At 52.2% G+C, this 17,921-nt stretch carries 16 protein-coding genes and 1 tRNA gene; 7 read left to right on the top strand and 10 right to left on the bottom strand.

Annotated elements, in window-relative coordinates:
- The 3 genes from BUB38_RS11065 to BUB38_RS11060 all read right to left on the bottom strand — a co-directional run.
- Nucleotides 1-186, bottom strand: a 186-nt coding sequence (locus BUB38_RS11065; protein WP_139258418.1) for a hypothetical protein, incomplete at its 3' end; no start/stop codon positions are given.
- Between the two features lie 59 nt (nucleotides 187-245).
- Nucleotides 246-347: an LEPR-XLL domain-containing protein gene (locus BUB38_RS17040; RefSeq protein ID WP_158535571.1), complete on the bottom strand. Its 102-nt coding sequence runs from the start codon at nucleotides 345-347 to the stop codon at nucleotides 246-248.
- A gap of 60 nt (nucleotides 348-407) precedes the next feature.
- Nucleotides 408-1,634 carry an FISUMP domain-containing protein gene (locus tag BUB38_RS11060; protein ID WP_083542120.1) on the bottom strand — a complete coding sequence of 409 codons (1,227 nt, stop codon included), beginning with the start codon at nucleotides 1,632-1,634 and terminating at the stop codon, nucleotides 408-410.
- Between the two features lie 226 nt (nucleotides 1,635-1,860).
- Here BUB38_RS11060 and BUB38_RS11050 point away from each other — a divergent pair, with 226 nt between their 5' ends.
- A complete protein-coding gene (locus BUB38_RS11050) occupies nucleotides 1,861-3,897 on the top strand; it encodes a CotH kinase family protein (protein WP_073160507.1) in 2,037 nt (678 codons plus the stop codon).
- Between the two features lie 14 nt (nucleotides 3,898-3,911).
- On the opposite strand, the gene BUB38_RS11045 is transcribed toward BUB38_RS11050, so the two are convergent.
- The 3 genes from BUB38_RS11045 to fabF all read right to left on the bottom strand — a co-directional run bounded on the left by BUB38_RS11045 (nucleotide 3,912) and on the right by fabF (nucleotide 6,815).
- Complete coding sequence (locus BUB38_RS11045; protein ID WP_073160505.1) at nucleotides 3,912-4,481, bottom strand: fibrobacter succinogenes major paralogous domain-containing protein; 570 nt, start codon at nucleotides 4,479-4,481, stop codon at nucleotides 3,912-3,914.
- Between the two features lie 73 nt (nucleotides 4,482-4,554).
- A complete protein-coding gene (locus BUB38_RS11040) occupies nucleotides 4,555-5,493 on the bottom strand; it encodes a YfiM family protein (protein WP_249269337.1) in 939 nt (312 codons plus the stop codon).
- Between the two features lie 92 nt (nucleotides 5,494-5,585).
- Nucleotides 5,586-6,815 (bottom strand): beta-ketoacyl-ACP synthase II, encoded by a 1,230-nt coding sequence (gene fabF / locus BUB38_RS11035; protein WP_073160503.1) that lies wholly within the window; start codon nucleotides 6,813-6,815, stop codon nucleotides 5,586-5,588.
- 243 nt (nucleotides 6,816-7,058) lie between these two features.
- On the opposite strand from fabF, the gene orn reads away from it, so the two are divergent.
- The 3 genes from orn to lgt are packed head-to-tail and all read left to right on the top strand — an operon-like array spanning nucleotide 7,059 to nucleotide 9,872.
- The gene (gene orn, locus BUB38_RS11030; protein ID WP_073160531.1) at nucleotides 7,059-7,604 is read left to right on the top strand and encodes an oligoribonuclease; all 546 of its coding nucleotides are present in this window, start codon (nucleotides 7,059-7,061) and stop codon (nucleotides 7,602-7,604) included.
- Nucleotides 7,605-8,996 (top strand): penicillin-binding transpeptidase domain-containing protein, encoded by a 1,392-nt coding sequence (locus BUB38_RS11025; protein ID WP_073160501.1) that lies wholly within the window; start codon nucleotides 7,605-7,607, stop codon nucleotides 8,994-8,996.
- A gap of 9 nt (nucleotides 8,997-9,005) precedes the next feature.
- Nucleotides 9,006-9,872 carry a prolipoprotein diacylglyceryl transferase gene (gene lgt, locus BUB38_RS11020; RefSeq protein ID WP_073160499.1) on the top strand — a complete coding sequence of 289 codons (867 nt, stop codon included), beginning with the start codon at nucleotides 9,006-9,008 and terminating at the stop codon, nucleotides 9,870-9,872.
- 192 nt (nucleotides 9,873-10,064) lie between these two features.
- Here lgt and BUB38_RS11015 read toward each other — a convergent pair whose 3' ends face one another.
- From BUB38_RS11015 to BUB38_RS11005, 3 genes are all read right to left on the bottom strand, one after another.
- Entirely contained in the window at nucleotides 10,065-11,393 is a 1,329-nt protein-coding gene (locus tag BUB38_RS11015; protein WP_073160497.1) for a TldD/PmbA family protein, read from the bottom strand.
- A gap of 173 nt (nucleotides 11,394-11,566) precedes the next feature.
- Entirely contained in the window at nucleotides 11,567-11,809 is a 243-nt protein-coding gene (locus BUB38_RS11010; RefSeq protein WP_073160495.1) for a helix-turn-helix transcriptional regulator, read from the bottom strand.
- Between the two features lie 15 nt (nucleotides 11,810-11,824).
- Nucleotides 11,825-13,387: an alginate O-acetyltransferase AlgX-related protein gene (locus BUB38_RS11005; RefSeq protein ID WP_073160529.1), complete on the bottom strand. Its 1,563-nt coding sequence runs from the start codon at nucleotides 13,385-13,387 to the stop codon at nucleotides 11,825-11,827.
- A 95-nt stretch (nucleotides 13,388-13,482) separates the two neighbouring features.
- Between BUB38_RS11005 and BUB38_RS11000 the strand changes: the two genes are divergently transcribed.
- Both BUB38_RS11000 and BUB38_RS10995 read left to right on the top strand, forming a co-directional pair.
- Nucleotides 13,483-13,555 (top strand) — tRNA-Arg (locus BUB38_RS11000).
- Nucleotides 13,556-13,747: 192 nt separating this feature from the next.
- Nucleotides 13,748-15,517, top strand: a complete 1,770-nt coding sequence (locus tag BUB38_RS10995; RefSeq protein ID WP_139258417.1) for a S8/S53 family peptidase — start codon at nucleotides 13,748-13,750, stop codon at nucleotides 15,515-15,517.
- A 13-nt stretch (nucleotides 15,518-15,530) separates the two neighbouring features.
- On the opposite strand, the gene BUB38_RS10990 is transcribed toward BUB38_RS10995, so the two are convergent.
- Entirely contained in the window at nucleotides 15,531-16,328 is a 798-nt protein-coding gene (locus BUB38_RS10990) for a mechanosensitive ion channel family protein (protein WP_073160491.1), read from the bottom strand.
- A gap of 241 nt (nucleotides 16,329-16,569) precedes the next feature.
- On the opposite strand from BUB38_RS10990, the gene BUB38_RS10985 reads away from it, so the two are divergent.
- Entirely contained in the window at nucleotides 16,570-17,871 is a 1,302-nt protein-coding gene (locus tag BUB38_RS10985) for an OmpP1/FadL family transporter (RefSeq protein ID WP_139258416.1), read from the top strand.
- The last annotated feature ends 50 nt before the right edge of the window (nucleotides 17,872-17,921 follow it).

Genomic DNA, 17,921 nt, shown 5'->3' with positions numbered 1-17,921 from the left:
CTTCTTGGATTCATTGGCTTCGCCAGCTGTGACACTTGTGCTGGAGGCGGCGTCGAGGCCTTCGTCGTCGCTCGAGTTCACGGAAATTTCGTCGCTTGCGCCACTCCCGGAGTCGTCACCGCAGGCGGTAAAGAAGAAAGTCAACATGGCGCACAGGGCAAGGCAAAAAATTCTGAGCAGGTTCATTCAAATATCCTTGTCATAACTCGTTTGAAAAATAAAAAATTTATATGTGAGCATCATTTTTACGCAGCGTCCATCAAGAGTCTTGGTTCTAGAGACTCAATTTTGTAATTATTGCGGTTGTTTTTCTTAGACTTTTTGTTCTTCTTGTTGAATTTAGACACATAACCCCTATAGCCTTTCTCCAAAAAGGCTTTATTAATTTGTTTAAAATCTTGTTATAGTTAGTAGTTTTTTACACAGCGGACGGAAAACGCTCGTTTTGATTTAGGCTCTTCGCTAAGACGAGCCATTTCTTGTGAATCAATTGAGATGAGATGCGCTTTTTCAGGATAATCTTTTGATTGCTGCGGCGACCAGAAAAACGTCTGTACCTTTATAAGTTTATAAAGAGTGGTGTTATTTTCGTAACGCAACCAATACCCAGCAGGCAGTATCGACAGGCCGTAGTTGTTGCTACCGAAGCCGGCGACCTTCGAGCCCATATAGTGGGCGACACTGCCACCTGTTCTCTGGTCTAAATGAGCCCATTCTCCAGCATTAACAATGTGCCAGCCCTCCGGGCAGATTCCCTGATGCTGGACATAGTTCTGGGGTTGTCCATATCCACTGGGATAAACAAATTTTTGCGAGCAGGCCTCCGCACTGATGGATACACTGTCACATACGGCAGGAAAGCCCATTGCATTGCTCCAGGTATAGAGACCGCCCCAGCCGTTCTCGCAGTACCACGGGTCGTCATCGTAACAGTACTTCGTGGAGTCTCCCTGCACCGTACCGCCAGACACCATCTTACCATAATTCAGGTTTTCGGCAAAGATAACATAGGTTCTCTCGAAGGTGTCATCATACAAGCTCACCGTACGATACTTGTGTCCGTCGCGCGGGTCGGTGAACTCGCCGTATGACACCTTCTCGTTAAACTGGTTCGTCATGTCGAAATAGCTGCTAGTGGGCACAGCCGAACTAGATGATTCCACTGGGACCCAATATCCATCTTCGCAGACAAATCGCATCCCATCCTCTCTCCGAGTTGTTCCCTCTTCATCTGCGGAACACGTTTTCTTTACTTTACTAGAGCTGCTGGACTCAATCTTGACATATTGACCACTCTTGCAAACATATCTCTCCCCAGTATCATAAATGGTCAAAATACGATTCTCATCCTTTTCTTCGCAAGATTCCGGAATCAATCCATTCAAAGAACTGCTCATGGAGTCCGTGGACGAGCTGGATTTTGCGGAGGAAGAGCTGTTCGTAGTCGAAGACGAGACACTGCTGCTAGATTTGTCTCCATTGCCGTCACTGGTCCCGTCGCCGCCGCTCAGGATTTCGCTAGACGAGGATTCCTTTTCCGGTTCAACGAAGCTGCTGCTGTCGTCGTCACCGCAGGCGGTAAAGAACATGGTTGCCGCGAACAGGGCCAGGGCAAAAGGTAACAGTCGATTCATTTGTTCACTCCAAAGAAAGAAGATAGAAATTGTTGATGAGGCACGAGGTTCGAGGGCGCTCGCGGGGCTCGCTTCGAGGTTAAAATTTGGCGGCTACGCCACGTAGCTAAATCTCATAACTCGTAATTCATACCTCATAATTAATTGACGACGCTTACCCCCTCGTACGCCGATAAAGGCACAACAGCCGGAGTCCGCTGTCTGAGGGATTAATTAAATTAAATGTATGCATTTAAAGTTTCGCCAGAGCATTCTCTCCCTGATACCGTCACTGGCGGTTATCTCGTTCCTGTTCGCAAGTTGTTCTAGCGAAAACTACGAAGAAATCGTTACCGTTTCCATCAAGGACGGTGTTCTAGGCGACCCGGTAGACATCGATGTTCCTTCCGACCTTTTCAGGTCCAGTTCAGACATGTCTCTGTTCAAGACATCCTCCAGTTCGATAGCCAGCGGTAAATCTTCTGACAGTAAGACGGATTCATCTGACAGTTCCGTCAAACCGGTTAGCAGTTCTTCTATTGACGTCCCAAAATCATCTGCATCACAGGCAAGCTCCTCGTCGCAGAAAACCGAGACTCCGGCCTCAGCCCTTCCGCCGGCAGGATTCTACTCAGCCTTTACCCTGACCGCCCCTACCCCGAAGAATGGCGGTGTGATCCGTTGCACTTACGACGGTTCCGAACCCACCAGTGCCACGGCCCAGGCAAGCAACAAGAACATCTCTTCTACAACTGCCGTTCGCTGCTACGAATTTATCGGTAACGACATCGTCGCCAAGGAAACCCAGACCTACTTTATCAACGAAACCATTTCGATGCCCGTAGTGGCCATCAGCGTGGCTCCGGAATATTTCAACGGTTACGTCGCGGCCCCCAAATGCTCCCCGGACCCCTGTTACTCCGCCAAGTTCTGGGAAGACGTGGAGTACCCGGTACATGTCGAATACTTCGCCAACGGCAGCCGTTCCACCCAGAAGGATTTCGAAATTGACGCCGGGATTTCCATCATGGGCGGCTGGAGCCGAAACCAGATCAAGAAATCCGTTTCGATCGCCATGCGCAAGGAATACCAGGACGGCCGTCTGAAGTACCCGCTTTTTGACACCCGCCCCGAAAAGAAAAAGTTCAAGGCATTCAACCTCCGCAACAACGGCAACCGCTTTGTCAGCGACTACATCGAAGACCCCATGGCCGTAAGCCTGCTGGAAGGGACCCATGTGGATTACCAGCGTTCTCGCCAGGTGGTGGTTTTCTATAACGGAGTCTATTACGGCATTCACGACATGCGTGAAAAGTTGAACGAACATTTCGTAGAGACCAACTACGGAATCGATTCCAAGGGCGTGGACGTCATCAAGCATACGAACACGGATATCAGCGCCAGCGGTGGTACCAGCGAAGGTTACATCAGCATGCTGAACTACGCCGTCAATAACGACCTGACCATAGACGCCAACTACATCACCCTGGGAACCATGCTGGACATCGCCAGCTACGTTGACTACATGGCGGCAGAAATCTACTACCACAACGGAGACTGGCCCAACAACAACCTTCGTGCCTGGCACTCCGTAGAACAGCCCTGGAAGTTCATGGCCTTCGACATCGACCACGGTTTTGACTGGACCTGGAACGTTAGCGGTTTTGGCCAGAGCACCAACATATTTACATGGATCAAGAACGGCGGAACCACAAGCGGATCCTGCTACAAGTCCAGCAACAGCCTCTGCTTCCACAACCTGTACAACAACATTATCAAGAACGAGAACTTCAGGCGCACCTTCATAAACAGGGCTGCCGTCCTGTACAACAGTTTTGTCAATTCCGCAAAGGTTGAAACCGCTGTCGACAAGATGGTATCCACCATGCCCATTTCCGATATTACCCGCGATATGAATAAATTCCCCAGGGCTCAGTTATGGTACACCAACAGTTGCAACAACGGATTTGAATATACGGGCTCCTGCCTCAAGACCTGGTCCCGCAGCAGGGACAGCAAGGTCATCCAGGAATTCCAGAACGAATTTGGCCTTGAATCCCTGGTGAAGATGACCATCAGCGCCACAGGACTGGGAACAGTGCTGCTAGATGATATCGCCCTGCCCAGCCAGAGCTACACAGGCAATTTCTTTAACGGTCACCCCATGAAGTTGACAGCCAGCGGAAACGGCGGCATCTTCGTAGAATGGGAAGATGGATCCACCCAGAATCCCCGTTTTGTCTACGCATCGGCCGGGGCCACCTACACAGCCAAATTCAAGTAAAAAGGACGCTCACGCTAATCGCGTAGGCAACGCACCGAGTACATATTGGTGCTGATATCGAAATCCCTGGAAAAGTCCCCCGGAGGAGCCAGATGCCAACCAAAGGCATCACCATCTTCTTCGGTAGCGCTCCAGAAATGGGCAGACACACCCAGATCTACAAACTCATCCGTAGCCTTCCCTGCCGGAACCACGTCGAAACCATAACGGTCGGAGCCGTCCCATTTGTCCCTGGACTTTAGGCTGACCCATGCTTCTTCCTTTCCGTCGCTATCTTCGATAAAGCGTTTGAACATGGTCCATTCGTCGTTATCGGGCAGATGCCAGCCTCGGGGGCAGGATTTTACAGCGGATGAAAATGCATACAGTCTGCCGTACCTTTTACAGTTTTCGTCACTGTTATCGTAACAGGCACTCCCTTCGGACTTAAAGTTCAAATTCTGGGACATCCACGTTTTTGAGCCAATTTTGACGGTTTTGTAAGTCTGACCGTCTCGAGAATCCGTAAAAGAACCCGTGACAGGCACGGATATTGCTAAAGTGGGCAGGAAGAAGCAAAGAAAGGGAACGAAAATTTTATTCATGCAACTAAAGATATATTTCTTTCCCCATTTTGCAATGCAAAGGATAAATAACTAAATTCGCCCCGCTTTTTTTTTAAAACTTGATGGGGTACATCAGGTACCAGTGGACTTCGGGGTAAACCTGCACCGTGGGAGCCGGGAACTTGAAGTAGTTCAAGTAACGCACAATTTGGCGGGCCAGACGACTCTGGGGCCGGAAGGCTTCAAGGTCGTAGTCCAGGGCGATGTAGACTTCGCGATGGGGCGTTCCCTCGTAATGCTTGATGAAGACGCCCTCGTCAATGCTGAGACCCACGGCAATGGCAAGCCAGCTGGGGTAATAGGCGCGGGCTGCGGCGGGCAGCATGCGGTAAGGCTTGAAGCTAGCCCAGTAAGTCTGGTTCACGTAGTCGTCGGTAAAGATGCCGTCTGAAGCCTGGTGGTCCTGGCGGTAGTAAACCTTGGTATTGATCCAGTAGCTCCACTTGAGGTCCACATACTTGAACAGCGGAACATAGCGTTCTGCCATAGGCAAGAAACCGCCAAGGGACCCGGACAGAACGTCAAAGATGCTGAAACCCCAGCTGGGAGCGAAGCCGTCCTTGATGTCGATGGCGATATGGGTGGACATGGCAGAAAGACCAGCGAACAGGTAGGAATAGAATTCCGAGACACCAGCCCAGTGGTAACCTTCGTAGAAGAATTCGCCCAGAGCCACACCCGAGGCAAAATGCCCCAGCTTGTCCAGGTTCAAGGCGTAGTCAAAATCGTTTTCAAAGTGGAAATCGTTGCCGTTCTCGCCCCACCAGCCCTTGTCAAAGACAAGCCAGTAGGCTGCACCGTAGGCGATCAGGGTCGTAGAGGCCACGCCCGTCAGCTTCAGGGCACTGAACTCGTGATTTTCCTGAGGATCCTCGGAGCGGTAATCCCAGGTGGAATCTCGCCAGGTCATGGGACCAAGGAAGCTGTCGGCCTGAGCCGCACCAGTTCCAGCCAGCACACCGGCAAGCATATATTTCAACACTCTTTTCATCGGGCTGCAAAAATAGAAAACCTCTCGGCATAAGCCAAGAGGTTTCCTAAAATCAGATTTGAGCCGAAGGGCCAAAAGGCCGAGCGGTCTCATTAGTCCTTAGCCAGGAGCACGACGCTGTTGTGGCCACCGAAGCCGAAGCCATCGGACATAGCGTACTTGAAGCTATGAGCAGTGTTCTTGTTGGCGCAAACGTCAAAGTGGATACGTTCGTCCTGGTTGAACACGTTGGTGGTAGCGTGGATCATCTGGTTCTGGAGAGACTTGATGGTGATGATTGCTTCGAGAGCACCGGCAGCACCGAGAGCGTGACCGATCATGCACTTGGAAGAGTTGATCTTCAGAGTGTCGCGGAGACCGAAGACCTTTTCGAGAGCGGAGCATTCAGCAACGTCGCCCAGCGGAGTAGAAGTACCGTGGGTGTTGACGTAGCCAACGTCGGAAGCAGAAATCTTAGCATCGCGGAGAGCCATTTCGATAGCCATGCGAACGCCTTCACCGTCTTCACGAGGAGCGGACATGTGGTGAGCGTCGGCGCTCATGCCAACACCGGCAACGCGGGCGAGGATCTTTGCGCCACGCTTCTGAGCGTGAGAAAGGCTTTCGAGAACGAGCACGCCAGCACCTTCACCGATAACGAAACCGTCGCGGTCAACGTCGAACGGGCGGGAAGCGGTGGTCGGATCGTCGTTACGCTTGGACAGTGCCTTCATGGAGCAGAAACCGGCAACAGCAACTTCGTTCACGGTTTCGTCGGCACCGCCAGCCAGCATGATGTCGGCACGGCCCAGACGGATAGCGTCGTAGGCGGCAGCGATAGCGTGGTTGGAAGTAGCGCAAGCGGAGGTCACTGCGAAGCAGGGGCCCATCCAGCCAATGCGGTTAGAAACTTCACCGGCAGGCATATTGGTGATAGCCATGGGAATGAAGAACGGAGACACACGGCTAGGACCGCGAGTTGCATAGGCAACGCAAGTGTCGGTGTAAATCTTCATGCCACCGATACCGGAACCGATGATCACACCGGCGCGGCTGGGATCTTCTGCAGCAGGATCGACACCTGCATCGGCCAGGGCCTTGTATGCAGAGTAAACGGCATACTGGATGCTACGGGAGTAGCGGGACTGGTCGCGAGAGCTGAAGTATTCGTCAGCAACGAATTCGTTCACGCTAGCGGAGAACTTGGTGGTAAAGTTGGTTGCATCAAAGCGAGTGATCGGGGTGATGCCGGACTTACCTGCGAGGAGGCTGTCCCAAAGAACGTCGGGAGAGTTACCAAGGGCAGAAACGCAGCCCATACCAGTGATTACAACTTCTTCCATATATTCCCAAAGGTTAAGATTTGAGTCAGTTAACTATTACCAAATGTAGAAATTTCATTTTGTTGATTAAAGTCACACCATTGGCGAGACCGCGAAAAAATTATAATAAAAAACTTACAGAAATCTTACATCAGGATTGAAGCAGCCCCATTTTCGGTCACCACGCCAAAACCACGCCACCTTTAAAAACGTTTCCAAAGCATTGACAAACAATAATCTACATTTGCCCCCGCTATGGTAAGAATTAAAAGTGCGCCGAACCTCGTGTGGATGGACCTGGAAATGTCCGGGCTGGACCCAGAAAAGGATGTAATCCTTGAAGTGGCAACCATCGTGACCGACGGAAACCTGAAGATCCTGGCCGAAGGCCCCGTCATCGCAATTCATCAGACCGAAAACATCTTCGAAGGCATGGACGCCTGGAACACCCGCCACCACACCCAGAGTGGCCTGGTGGACCGCTGCCGCAAATCGAAAATCACCGTAGCCGACGCCGAAAAAATGACACTGGACTTCATCAAGCCCTTTACCCAGGAACGGGGCAACGTACTCTGCGGCAACTCCATCACCCAGGACCGCCGATTCCTCTACAAGTACATGCCCAAGCTCTCCGGATGGCTCAACTACCGAAACGTCGACGTCAGCTCCATCAAGGAACTGACCTTCCGCTGGTACCCCAACCTCCCCGAATTCGAGAAGATGGAAAAGCACCAGGCCCTGGACGACATCCGCGAAAGCATCGCCGAACTGGAATACTACCGAAAAACGATATTTGTAAAGAACGTTTAAATGACCATCAAACCTTACGAAGAACCTAACCGACTCCCCTATGCAGTCCGCATGAGGAACCGCGCCATCGCCATCTTCGTTTTCATTGGAATTTGCGCAGGCATCGGTTCGTGTATCTATAAAGACAAGATTTCCGGGGCGGAAGCCGCCGAGTTAAAGGTGGAGACTCAGGCAGAGCCCGCTAACGATTATAACAAGGAAGAAGTTGCCGCAGGCAATCAGGCGCAAGAGATAAAAGCAGCCGGTCCGTCTGAATCCGCAAAGATGTTCGAAGGGCCCACCGCCGAAGACATCGAAAATACACAGATGGCGGTAACTGCAGAAATCGCCCCATCCAACCCGCCTGCCGTAGAAATCATCGACAGCGCCCACATCAAGAGCCAGAAAGACGTGTTCATGGCCGAAAAGATCGACAACCTGCTCCGTCGATTCAAGCCCGAAAACGCCATCATCCTGATCGTAGACGCCAAGAGCAACGAAATCATGGCCTGGGGCGAACGCAAGAACAACGCTGTCCAGAACCAGCCGGACTACCTGACCCGCAACACCTTCCCCGCCGCCTCCCTGGCAAAGACAATCACCATCGCCGCCGCCATGGAAAGCAACCGCTACGCCCTGAACACCTCGATCCCGCTCATCGGCCGCGCCCACCATCTTTACAAGAACCAGCTCAGGGTTCCCCAGAATTATCATGGCCCCACCGTAGAAATGCAGGACGCCTACGCCCATTCCTACAACCCGCCCCTGGCCCTCATCGGCATGAACGTGGGAGCAAGCAAGCTTAAGGCCGCCGCCCGCAACCTGGGTTACAACATGAACTACGCCGCAGGACTTCCGGGCAGGTCCAGCTTTACGCCGCCGGACACTGGCTACGGGCTAGCCGAAGCCAGCTGTGGCTTCACCGAAGCCACCACGCTGTCGCCCCTACAGGCCGCCGCGCAGGTCCGCGCCATCCTCATGAAGAAGCCTCTTGAAATCCCCTGGTCCACCACCCCGGACCTCGACGGCTACGCCCCCAAGACCCGCCTGGCCCTGGACGTGAACAAGTTCAGCGAAAACACCTACTACGGACTCCGTCAGGCCATGATCCGCTCCGTGACCCACGGCACCGCCCGCAAGAACATCTCCACCAGGCACATGGCCCGCAAGAACTATAACGCCCTGAACATCGGCGGCAAGACAGGCTCCCTGGACGGTTCCGACCCCAAGGGCCGCTACGACTGGTTCATGGGATTCGCCGAAAGCAAGGAAGACCCCAGCAAGGCGATCATCATCGTAGTTTTGCAGATTTACGACAACCAGGGCTTGCGCCCCCAGCCCACCACCCAGGTGGCCGGCATGCTAATCAATTATTGGGCCCACCAGTACGTCACTGGCGGAAAGAAGAAATAGGAGAACAACATGGATTTATCTTGGTGGAACTTGATTCCCACTTACTTTGACGGTACCGCCATTGAACTTGGCAACTTCCCGGTGCGCTGGTACGGCATCATGTACATCTTCGCCTTCGTCACAGCCTACCTTACGCTGTGGCACATCAACAAGAAGGACAAGCTGGGCTACACCAAGGACCAGTTCGACAGCCTGTTCACCTGGATTATCGCCGGTATCATCCTGGGCGCACGACTGGGCTATGTGATCTTCTACAAGCCTGGCTACTACCTGGCCAACCCCACCGAAATCCTGCTGCCCATGACCCACGACGCCCTGGGATACCACTTTAGCGGTATCGCCGGCATGAGCTACCACGGCGGACTCATCCTGGGCATCGTCTTTACCATTATCGGTCTCAAGCGAAACAAGATGGATGTCTGGCAGGGCCTGAACCTATGCTTCCTGGCAGCTCCCCTGGCCTATACCTGGGGCCGTTGGGGCAACTTCATCAACGGGGAACTTTACGGTGAAGTGACGACAAGCGCCATCGGCATGTACTTCCCCCTGGCCCACGACAGCTCACTGGCCAACCCTATCCTCCACCACCCCAGCCAGCTTTATGAAATGTGCTTCGAGGGTGTTATCTTGTTCGTGCTCCTGTACAACCTGAGGCGCATCCCGCTGCTCAAGGACAAGATGCCCTGCCTCTACCTGATGGGCTACGGCCTCTTCCGCTTCTTCATCGAGTTCTTCAGAAAGTCTGACGCACACCTTGGACGTAACGACCTCTTCGGCATGAGCCGCGGCCAGACGCTTTGCAGCGTCATGGTCCTTAGCGGCCTCATCTGGCTGATCGTAATGATCTACCGTCAGAAGAAGCAAGCAAAGGTGTGAGGTACGAGGGATGAGGGCGGAGCCTGCGGCTCCTTTGAGCTAGATAATCGTGCCGGAAGCGCCCTACTCAGCCATCAGTTTTCAGCATTGAGCAAAGAGTCATTATAATAGCGCCGAAGGCGCCTTACTTTAGCTAACTGCTCACAGCTCATAACTCATAACTAAAAAAACGAGCCCGCAGGCTCGTTTTTTTTAAACGCTAACGCTGAGTTCGCTTACGGCTAATGCCGGCACCATGTAGGTTCCGAAGGGGTCCCGGTATTCGCTACCCACATCCACCACGTTCTTCATGATGTCGAAGAAGTTGCCGCTGAGGGTCACGCCATCTACAGGATGCTGGATGACGCCGTTTTCGCACCAGAAACCGTGAGCGCCCATAGACAGTTCACCGCTAATGGCGTTACAGCCGGAGCCACCTTCCAGGCGAACAACCAGCAGACACTTGGGGAACAGCTTCAGCAAACCGGCCGTAGTCAGTTCACCTGCGGGAACCAGCAAGTTGTTAAAGGAAGTCCCCATCTTGCTGCCGAAATCGCGGGCGCCATTGCCGGTGGTCTCGCGGCCAGCCCTGGCCGCCGTCTCAAGATTGTAGAGGGCTTCGTTGAACACGCCGTTCTTTACCACTTCCACACGCTTGGCCACACAGCCTTCGGAGTCGCAGCGGTACTTGTGCTGGAACAATTCGCCCTGAGGGTCGTTAACGATGGAGAACTTTTCGCCAGCCACCATCTGACCTTCCATGCCGGCCAGGCGGGACTGTCCCTTCTGCATGGCTTCGGCTTCGAAAGCGGAGCAATACATTCCCACAATGCGGGCAGAAACTCTTTCCGAGAACACCACGGGAATCTTGCCGCCCTCGATCTTCTTGGCACCGAACAGTTCGGTAGCGTATTCGGCGGCCCTTGTGGCAATTTCATCGATGCTGAACTGATTCCAGTCACGGCCCGACTTCACGAAATTGCCCAACTTCTTGATACCGTCACGGACAGCCACGGCACCCGCCCCCACAGAAGCGGAGTTGGACTTGCCCTTATAAAACACGCCTTCACTATTTGCAATTACCGAGGAACCCGAAGTCATATCCGCACCCAGGTACGGAATGTTCTCGATTTCCTTGGACTTCGCGAAGGTCTCTTTTTCTAGTTCGATACAGAAGTCCTTCATCTGCTGCAAGTTCAGGGATTCCAGGGCCGGGTTGTAGTTGGGATATTCATCCGGCATTTCCACAGGCTTGGGCAGTTGGATATCGATGGACTCCGTCCACTGAGTATGACAGAGAGCATCCTTCAAAGTCTGCGCCACCGCTTCCTTGGTCAGACGTTCCGTATAGGCATAACCCGGATGGCCATCCTTGATCACGCGGACACCGAGACCGACGGAGTCAGAAATTTCTGTATTCTGTACCTGTCCCTGAAAAACGGACAGACCTTCAGAATGGGAAGTAGAAGCAATTACATCAAACTGCTGAGCCTGGCCCTTGGCCAAATCGCACATATAAGAAACAGCATCAACAATATTCATAAGACAGGTACGAGGTTTGAGGTTTGAGGTACGAGGAGTCATCCTGAGCGAAGGCCTGTAAGGCCGTAGTCGAAGGATCCAGTCGTTTAGAAATAAGATATGAGTTATCAGCATCGAGCTTTGAGCTAAATATTCGCGCCGGAGGCGCCTTACTTAAACTCACCGCTCATTACTCATGGCTCACCACTGCTCTTTGATTTTCTTTCCAGCATTTTCCAGTAGGCGGCGGGGCTGCCGGTTACAGATTCCAGTGCAGAAGCCAGGTCCGCAGTAATGGGCTGGGTTCCAGCAATCAGGGCTTCCAACATTTCCATAGACACGCCGATGCGACGGGCGAATTCAGCCTTGTCCATCTTAAGCCATTCGATGCCTTCCAAAATTGCCTGTCCCGGAGTGGGAGTTCCACGTCTTGCCATACACAACTTCCTTGATTAAAAGTCTACCGTCTTCCAGCCTTCTGCGCCAAAGCGCAGATCGCGTTCCACAAATTCCCAGATCAAGAGCTTCTTGCCCTTCAGCACACCAGCTCGACGAGCCAGCTTTTCGCGGACCAAGGTACTTGCACCGCCATCGCTTACAATGCTTGCCACCGGACGCTTCATGTCCTTGGCGAAATGCGCGATCCAGCCGGCGTTCACCGGGGAATCCGTCTGGTAAATTCGGCTGAAACTGTCCCCGAGAATCAGGATCTTCGCATTGCGGAAATCATCCTTGAATGGGACAACCACATGGCCCATCACCTTCTGGGACTTAAACACATTGAACTTGTTCAGGCCGCTCATTTCTCCGATGTCACCCATACGGTCTGCGGCACTATCCTGAACATCATACTCTATAGATTCCGGTCCCACATCAACCAGACTATCTTCCACCATCTTCTGAACCTTGGTGTAGATTTCCCAGGCAGCCAGTTCCGCGCCTCGAGGAGTCCAGTGGGTATCGTCATTCAAGTACAGGGCACCCAGTTCACCATCGTTGGCCTTGGCCGCCCACAAGGGAGTGTAAAGGTCTACCGTATTGAAGCCCAGGGCAGTAAGGCTGTCCAGAACGGTCTTGCCATGACCTCTATAGTCGCCGCCACCCATCACAGGCTTAATATCATTATCTCCGGTCAGTCGTTCCGGGTAGATGCAGGGTTTACCAGGAACCACCACCACCAGAAGTTCCACACCCTTGGCCTTCAGTTGGTCCCTAAATTTTTGGATTGCCTTAATGGGATCGTCTAACTTGGCTGCGCGTTCATCAAACGGAGACGGCTGAACCAGAAATTCCACATCCTGGCGGTAATAAAGCCACGGGTCAGAAGAAAGATCTGCTGGATTATTCCCCAGGACCACCTTCTCGCCCGGCTCACTGAACAGTTTCCACACCGTCAGCTGGTACTTGGGACGAATGGCCAGAACCAAGGCATTTTCATTTTCCACAGTTTTTTCGAAAGCCCTGAGATAGCTTCCCTTCCAGACACCATAACGTCTAATACCATCCAAGGCGCGCAATACAGAAAAATCACTAAAGCGTTCCGTAATCACGCGCAAACAGGAATCCAGTTCCGGGAAATGTTCCGGTTCATCTTCCAGAACATACAACAGAGTGTCAGCACGGCGGAGCAATTTGTAGTCATCGTCAGCCGTGTCCAGCTGCGCATAAGTATTTACCGCAAAAGTCGCAGATTCAAGATCCGAAAGGGCATTTACCACAGGTTCCAGATTCTGGGACAGTTCCCCCTCATTGGAGCCGGCAGCAACGTTCTCACGGGCGTCATGCCAGGCAGCCTTCAACTTGCGGGCGTTATCCACCATGGAAGCTTCACGCTTGAAAGGCCCGTAAAAAGTATCCTTGAAAATGTCAAAGGACAAGAGCCGCGGACCGCCAGAAACAGAAGAATCAGCCTCTTCATCGGAGGTACCACAAAAATCAACCACCGTCTGCACAGTAAAGGGCAGCAGAAGCAATACGCCAAAAATCGCGATAAGAACAACAAAGGATTTCTTCACGTTCAAAAAGATAGTATTTTCTCCCGCCCACAAAAAAATTATACTATATTTGGTTGCGCTTATGGCAGTAGGCCTAAGGCCCCGCCGTAGTTGTTGCCTGGATAGTTCAGTTGGATAGAACGGGTCCCTCCTAAGGATCAGACTCGCGTTCGAATCGCGATCCGGGTATTTTCAAAGGTTTCTGGTTCACTCCAGAAGCCTTTTTCTTTTTCCCCAAAAAAATCCTGCGCCCATCCAGAAGTTCTATTTCTTTGTTGTAAACAAAAACAACGTATAGTTTAGTACAAGTTAAGAAACAACTGTATAATTTATTAGTTTTTACACATCTTTTTGTGTAGGGTAACAAACAAAGGAACAAAGATGAAAAAACTTACAACAATGGTAGTCGTAGGTTCGTTGGCCCTGTGTGCCTCCGCCTCCGAAAATACAGTACGGCTCAAAAGGGACGTCCTAGGACGAGCCCTGGGTTCAAACCAGAAGCAGCCCGTCCTCCTGAAAAAGGCGAAGGTCCAGGAAGCTACGCCACTGGCCACCAGATACAGCGGCCTGTACAACAGCATGGCAGACCTTTACAACCCCAATGAACAGGAGCCCAGCCTGGGCAGATATGTCGTCGCCTCCTTCACCAACGACAACAGTACCGGTTACGCGGATCGTTTCGATTTCAACGAACGCTCCAACATTCCCCTTAGCGAATTCAAGACCAGGGTCCAGGACTTCGAAGACCACTACACTTCCGTAGTCGGGGACTACGATACGCCCCAGATCAAGGTCCGTTACAGGGGCATCTACCCTTACGAGACCACACCCTACTCCGTCATATTCGGTGCCGACATGTACAATTACCAGGGCAGTTTCTACAGGGTCGACAACGAAATGTACATGACCAAGAACGGCCTGAACTCCGTCTACGGCATTCGAAACTACGCCCATGACAACGGCTATGTCGGTGTCGCCACAAAAATGTTCTTCATGAGCCAAGGTACGGCATTCCCCGGTTACGTCAACTTTACGCAAAAGACAGGATGTAACCTCAGCATGAGCCGCGGCTACAACAGGACCGAGGAACTAACCTACAACGTAACCCTGGCCATGGACATCGCGCCCTTTGCCAACGTGTACCTTTTTGACGCCGCATGCGCCAACAGCGTGGACTTCTACACCTATCTTCCCGATAGCCCCAGAAACGAAGACCTTGCCGTCGGCGTCCATGACTATTCCTACTTCGGCTACATCTTCAAGGATAACGAAGCCTACAAGCTGACCTATGACGAAGAAGCCGCCATCCTGGACGACTTCATCTACCATAACAGAACCATCGACTTCGCAACCATGGCCGAAAGGAACAACTTCGCCCTGGCCAACAACGCCATTTCCGTAGCCCCCTACCAATACTACAATGGCGAAATGCTCCCCCACGACGATGTAAACCCGTACTTCAAGAACGGATACAGCTATGTCAAGCCCGAAATCTCCGCCATGACCTACCTGTACCTGAACGGTCATAAGAAGGTGACCCAGATTATGACAGGCCAGTTCGTAGACCACGATGCCGTTACCGCCAACCCCAGCGCCGCCCCCACCCTGGCCGCAGCCATGGTGACCGACCTGATTTCCAAGAATCCGTTCTACAAGTGGCATCCCGAAGTTGTCAAGGCCTTGCTGCTCACATCCGGCCTTAGCGACATCCTCAGGAACCGCTACACCAAGGACAACTATAACGGAGGCGGGTCTGAAGTAGGCATGTTCCGTCCCAATTTCAGCGGTATGATCAAGGGCAACCGTTCCCGCTATTGGATCGGCGACAACAACGACTTCTTCAAAAATGGACCCATCAAGTTCGTCGAGAAGAACCTGGTCAAGGGTAAAAAATACAAGCTCGCCATTTCCTGGCTGAACTCCGGCATTTACCAGATTGCAAACGGTCGAATTCAGCAAGATCTGGACCTGAGTGTTGCTGTCCCCCAGGCAAACGGTTCCAAGAAATATTACCGTTCCATGTCCTACGGCAACACCTTCGAAATGGTGGAATTCGAGACCGTCACAAACGATCCCATCACCATCGAGATTTCCCGATTTGCCAACAACGGCGGCCGAGTCATGCTAGGCTACAACCTCCACGAAATGTAGTCTAGAGTAAAAGTCAATCCTGTTTCAGGTAAACCACTTGCTGGGGGAAGGGGATTTCAATCTTGCCTTCGTCCAGCAATTTCTTTATCTTCTCGAGATATTCCCGTTTAAGGCTCGGGAAATCACTGGCACGAACCCACACGCGTACCGAAACGTTCACGCTGCTGTCGGCCAAATTCTCAACAAAGATCGCGGCGGCAGGATCCTTCAGGAAACGATCTTCTGCGGCGACCATCTTGCGGAAAATATCAAACACCTCGTCCAAGGAAGCGCCGTAGGCGACCCCAACGGACAAATCCAGTCGGCGAACCTTATTGCGGCTGAAATTCACAATGGGAGCACCCCACAGGGAACTGTTCGGGGCAGAGACATACAGGCCATCCGTCGTCTTGAGGGTCGTATTAAACAACCCGATACCACCAATCTTTCCCTTGACGTTTCCGCATTCAATATAATCCCCAGCCTTGAAAGGGTTAAGGAACAAAAGCAAAATACCCGAAGCCACATTTGACAGGGTATCCTTAAGGGCAAGGCCAATGGCAAGGCTCGCGGCACCGATCATGGCCAAAATTCCATTGGTATTCACGCCAAAAATATTCAGCCCTACAAGAAGGCCTATTACATACAGGGAATACCTGAACAGGTCCGTCACCAGGGGCACCGCCGCCGGGTCCAGCCCGCGCTTGGTCATACGACCGATCACCTTGTGAAAGGACCAAACAAGAAACTTGATGGCGACGATTACCACGAGCAGCAACAGGAGCCGCTCAAAAATTGAATCCTCGGGAATATACTCTCTAATCTTTTCCACGAAAGGACAAGTTAGAAAAACAATTAGAGCGAAAAATTTAGCAACTAGATTTTCAAGATACTGATGGGAAATGAACCAAAGCCGGTTAAAAGAACTTTTGGGGCACTTTGTATCGAATTTACACCCTGACACCAGTTTCTTACTTTTTTCACGGAAACTGTGTTTTGTTTCTTACGTAATATTTATATAAGCATTCTATATTATTAATATCAGCTATTTCTTCTATCTTTGGCAAGAGTTTTTGACCATCAAAAACGACTTTTCAACCATAGGAAACATCCTTATGAACCGCACCTCCAAGTTATTTGCGGCAGTCCTCGTGGCCCTTCCCTGCGCCATTACCCCCAGTTTTGCAGGCGGCCTCACCCATAACACCAACCAGTCCGCCCATTTCGTACGTGGTATCGCCCGCGATGCCTCCACCGATGTGGACGCCGTCTACACCAACCCGGCAGGAACCACCGAATTCCAGAAGACCTGGAACATCTCCTTGAACAGCCAGACCGTCTGGCAGAAGCGAATCATCAACACCACCTTCGCCACCGGCGCCGAAAAGGAATATGTAGGCGAAGCCTTCGTGCCCAGCATGCCCAGTTTCCTGGCCGCATGGCACCACAACAACGTCACCGTTTCTGGCGCATTCACCATCGCCGGTGGTGGCGGCACCGTCACTTACGATGACGGACTCCCCATGTTTGACGCCTTTACCCTTGCAAATCCCGCCACTCCGGGCAAGCTCCTGAGCGATGTGGGCGGAAGTGCCGAACTTGAAGGTTCCAGCTACATCTTCGGATGGACCCTGGGTTCCGCCTACCGTTTTAACGACTACATTTCAGGTTACGTAGGCGCCCGCTTCAACTACGCCACCAACAACTACAAGGTCAAGGCAGACCTTTCCAAACTCGGCATGGGCGAAGCCGAAATGGACGTGGACCAGACCGGCTACGGCGTCACCCCGATCCTCAGCATGGACGTACGCTACAAGCGCCTGACTGTCGCCGCCAAGTTCGAATACCGCACCCGCATGGAACTTGAAAACGACACCAAGAAGATGCCCAAGCAGCTGGCCGCCTCCTTCCCCAACTATGCAGACGGCGTAAAGACCGATGCCGACATGCCTAGCTACCTTTCCCTGGGCGCCCAGTTCGAATTCGTGCAGGGCGTTCGCGGCGCACTTGGCTACCACAGGTTCTTTGATGCCGCCGCCAACTACGCAAACGGTGGTGACAAGTACCTGGAAAGCACCAACGAAATGCTGGTGGGCTTCGAATGGGATATCATCTCCCGCTTGACTCTTAGCGCAGGCGCCCAGTTCTCACGCATTGGAGTCAGCGACAAGTACCTGACCGAAATGAACATGAACGTCGATGCCAACAGCTACGGCGGCGGTATCGCCTTCAAGGCCACCGACTGGATGAAGATCAACCTGGGCTACTTCCACAGTTTCTACTACGAATGGAAGGGCGACAAGGAAGCCTACGGCAAGAACAACTACGATCGTGAAAACCAGATGGTGGGTATTGGCGTAGACTTGACTTTCTAATGGGTTAAGCAACTATAAAAAGCTAATTTTATAATAGGACCGAGGCCACG

Source organism: Fibrobacter sp. UWH5 (assembly GCF_900142505.1).
In the GTDB taxonomy this organism is placed as follows: Bacteria; Fibrobacterota; Fibrobacteria; order Fibrobacterales; family Fibrobacteraceae; genus Fibrobacter.
Note: the sequence above shows the minus strand (reverse complement) of the source record. Positions and strands in the feature narration are given on the sequence as shown.